The sequence below is a fragment of the Desulfomicrobium macestii genome, assembly GCF_014873765.1.
Taxonomy (GTDB): domain Bacteria; phylum Desulfobacterota; class Desulfovibrionia; order Desulfovibrionales; family Desulfomicrobiaceae; genus Desulfomicrobium; species Desulfomicrobium macestii.
This window is the reverse complement of the sequence record NZ_JADBGG010000079.1, coordinates 1-3,399: the sequence shown is the minus strand read 5'-3', so window position 1 is coordinate 3,399 and position 3,399 is coordinate 1. Positions and strand designations below refer to the sequence as shown.

At 50.1% G+C, this 3,399-nt stretch carries 4 protein-coding genes; all 4 read left to right on the top strand.

The features are described from left to right. Positions 1-517: 517 nt before the first annotated feature. The 4 genes from H4684_RS20360 (at position 518) to H4684_RS20345 (ending at position 3,231) form a co-directional block, all read left to right on the top strand. A complete protein-coding gene (locus H4684_RS20360) occupies positions 518-1,024 on the top strand; it encodes an oleate hydratase (protein WP_318779669.1) in 507 nt (168 codons plus the stop codon). Between the two features lie 198 nt (positions 1,025-1,222). Continuing rightward, a complete protein-coding gene (locus H4684_RS20355; RefSeq protein ID WP_192625158.1) occupies positions 1,223-1,906 on the top strand; it encodes a type 1 glutamine amidotransferase domain-containing protein in 684 nt (227 codons plus the stop codon). 187 nt (positions 1,907-2,093) lie between these two features. After that, on the top strand, positions 2,094-2,396 hold the full coding sequence (locus H4684_RS20350) for a hypothetical protein (RefSeq protein ID WP_192625157.1): 303 nt from the start codon (positions 2,094-2,096) through the stop codon (positions 2,394-2,396). Positions 2,397-2,691: 295 nt separating this feature from the next. Beyond that, positions 2,692-3,231, top strand: coding sequence for a periplasmic heavy metal sensor (locus tag H4684_RS20345; protein ID WP_192625156.1), 540 nt, complete (start codon positions 2,692-2,694; stop codon positions 3,229-3,231). The last annotated feature ends 168 nt before the right edge of the window (positions 3,232-3,399 follow it).

Below are 3,399 nucleotides of genomic sequence, written 5' to 3'. Positions count from 1 at the left end.
CTACAGAATGAGGATCCCCTCAATCAAAATATCCAATTATTCTCGATAGATTTATGTTCCGGCGACTTTACTAACAACCCCGAAAGTCGAGTTAGATATTGAGGATTTCGTTGGAGGTTATTGCCCCACGCCGTCACTTTTTTTCGCATTTTTACCATGGACTCGGTCTGTTGCAGACAGAAGAGCTCGTATTTCCCATTCGGCACGCACCTTGCGATATGAACTTCTGGCAAAGAAAAAGATCAAGTTTGCATCGTGTTCATGATGATAGCGGAGGCTATGCCAAAATACATTGAATTATCGCTGGAATTTCCGTGGATTGAAGCAATAGAGGGCAATGAGATGGTGAGTGATAATTGTTTTGGCTGGCATGAAGGGGAAAGGTGCAGGCAACTTGGACGCCAAAGAGCTTGAAACTTTTATCGCCGTGGCACAGACGCGGCAGTGGGACCGGGAAAAATCCGTTAGGGCCTGTGCATGAGGCATGGCGGATTAATGAACTGATACCGGCGATTACGTGAAGAAGCCGATGCAGGATTGCAGCGGCGAAGAGATCACACAGAAATGGCTCTACCATCTGGGCGTGCCGGTCGAGGACATTCCCGAACTGGCCGCAACGGGTGCGATGACCGTGCCGGTGATGATGCCGTACGTGACCGCCTTCTTCATGCCTCGCCAGGCCGGTGATCGCCCGGACGTGGTGCCTGAGGGCGCTGTAAACTTCGCCTTCATTGGGCAGTTCGCGGAATCCAGGGAGCGCGACTGCATCTTCACCACCGAGTATTCCGTACGAACGCCGATGGAGGCTGTCTACACACTGCTCGACGTCGAGCGCGGCGTGCCGGAGGTATTCAACTCGACCTACGACATTCGCATGCTCCTGTCCGCGACAGGCCGCCTGCGTGACGGCAAGGAGATCGACATCCCGGGTCCTGCATTCGTGCGCAATCTGCTGATGAACAAGCTCAACAAAACCCAGATCGGCGCACTGTTGCGCGAGTTCGGTATTGTCGGGGACGATTAAGATTTTCTCCGAGAAGTTTGCTGAAACGAGAGAGGTACACTAAAATGGAAAAGGGAGAAGATTCTTCTGTCATGGTTTATCTTAATGGTCTTGGCTTGTGCTCCATTGCTTATGCGATGTCTCTAGAGCTTGATGGGCTCCACGAGTACGAGGACGCTTCCAGGTGAATTCTTAATATTTAATCAAAGGTGGTTAGCTATGAAAATTCTTATTGTTCTTACTTCTTATGACCAACTTGGCAACACCGGAAAGAAGACTGGTTTCTGGCTGGAAGAGTTCGTGTCACCCTATTACGTGTTCAAGGATGCCGGAGCAAAGATCACGCTGGCCTCGCCCAAGGGGGGACGGCCGCCGCTTGATCCGACCAGCGAACTTCCCGAAAATCTGACAGAATCAACCAAGCGCTACAGCAAAGACGAGGCTGCGCAGGCTGAACTTGCTGACACGAAAAAGGTAGCTGATGTGTCCGCGGAAGATTTCGACGCAGTCTTCTACCCCGGTGGTCATGGTCCGATGTGGGACCTGGTCGATAACAGGGAATCCATCGCGCTGATCGAATCCTTCGTAAAGGCTGACAAGCCGGTCGGTGCAGTGTGTCACGCGCCGGTCTCATTAGTTAATGTGCGCGGGAAAGACGGTGAATATCTTGTCAAGAGTAAACGCGTGACCGGTTTTACCAATGCAGAAGAAGAAGCCGTAGGCTTGACCGATGTCGTACCTTTTCTATTGGAAGACCGACTAAAGGAACGCGGTGGCCTCTACAGCAATGGCGCTGACTGGGCGCCGTACGTCCAGGTGGACGGCAAGCTTGTGACCGGCCAGAACCCGGCCTCGTCGAGACCTGCGGCGGAAGAGTTGCTCAAGCTGCTTCGTTCTGCTTGAACTGATTTTGCAACAATCGACAGCAAATGAAAGCAAAATAACTATCATATATGACCACTGGGGTTGAATATGACGTTTTTTCACCTATCTACTAATGTGAGATTTGTGGTGTTCTATCATATATATCGTCAGTAATGTCAGGATGATAAGTGTTGTAAAGGTCTGCTCTGTAAAAAAGGAATAATAGTTGCTTCTTATTTATAAAATGGTGTTTAAAAATGCGTCACCGTTTTTTATGGGGTCCTCGTTATGGACTAAACAGCACAGAGAGAAAGGAGCAAAACATGAAATGAAAATCTTTGATGATGCGCATGATGATGTCGCATATGATGGGCGGGCCCGGCGGCATGGGAAAAATGATGGGGCAAATGAGTGCCGGAATGAAAGGCGTCCCGGCGCACCCCGCAGCATGGCTCGCATGTTTGAGGGCCTGAACCTGACGCCCGAGCACTGGGCCAAGTGCGCGGTCTGGTACAGGACCGATTGGTGATAATGGCGGATCTTTGGGCGCAGCGCATAAAACTGTAAATCGAGATGGCCGGACTACGCTGGAGCAGAGAGATAAACACCTAATAAGTAAAAGGAGTTTTTGCTAAGAAAGCTGAAGCCAAGGGCGAGATGTTTCTGACGAGTTTGGATTACTTTCGCAAACTAAAATGTGTCCTCCATCAGAAACAAATCAAATAAATGGATACTCATGGGCTATAATCAGCATCTATTGCATCGAAAATATATGGCCTTTGAGAATATAAAGGCTCATATACTGAGCAGAAAGGAGATTGATCATGAGAAAGATAATATTAAGCTTTATGTTAATATCGCTTTTGCTGGCAGCCCCTTTGTGGGCGGCTGATAATCAATCGGTGCAGACACAAAACCCATCCTATTCAGGTTCCGGATACGGAACTGAAGGCATGGGGCCGGGAATGATGGGCCAAGGATCAGGGTACCACGGTCGAGGATCTGGAATGATGGGCCATGATCGCGACATGGGCCGTGGGATGCGCGGGTATGGTAGAGAGATGGGGCCTGACCCGCAAGGCTGGCAGGACATGCCCCCTGAGCAGCGCAAGCAATGGCGCGAGAGGCGTTCCCAGTTTATGCAGGAGATCTTACCGTTGCGACAGGAGTTGAGCGCGAAACAAATGGAGCTGGAGACGCTCTGGGAACAGGAAAATCCAGATACTGAGAAGGTAAAGGCGCTGTCGGATCGCATAGCGGAACTGCGCTCCAAATTGGATCGGAAACATGACGAATATCTGACCCAGTGCCGACAGGCGTTTGGAGACCGCGGCTGGACTTGTCCGGGCGGCGGTCGATGGTGATGTTGAGATTCAAATTAAGGTTAAGGAGAAGAACAAATGAACGTTGATCTTGCAGTAACGCGGTCATTTAAGCTGAAATAGTTCCGACTTGATCTGACACTTCCTCTTGAAATTTAAGAGGTTCTCCCTTTTGATGGGGTTGCAAGACAACCATCAACGAGCACCATG

Coding starts and splice junctions, on each gene's coding strand:
- H4684_RS20355 (WP_192625158.1), top strand. CDS start 1,223: ATGAAAATTCTTATTGTTCTTACTTCTTATGACCAACTTGGCAACACC.
- H4684_RS20345 (WP_192625156.1), top strand. CDS start 2,692: ATGAGAAAGATAATATTAAGCTTTATGTTAATATCGCTTTTGCTGGCA.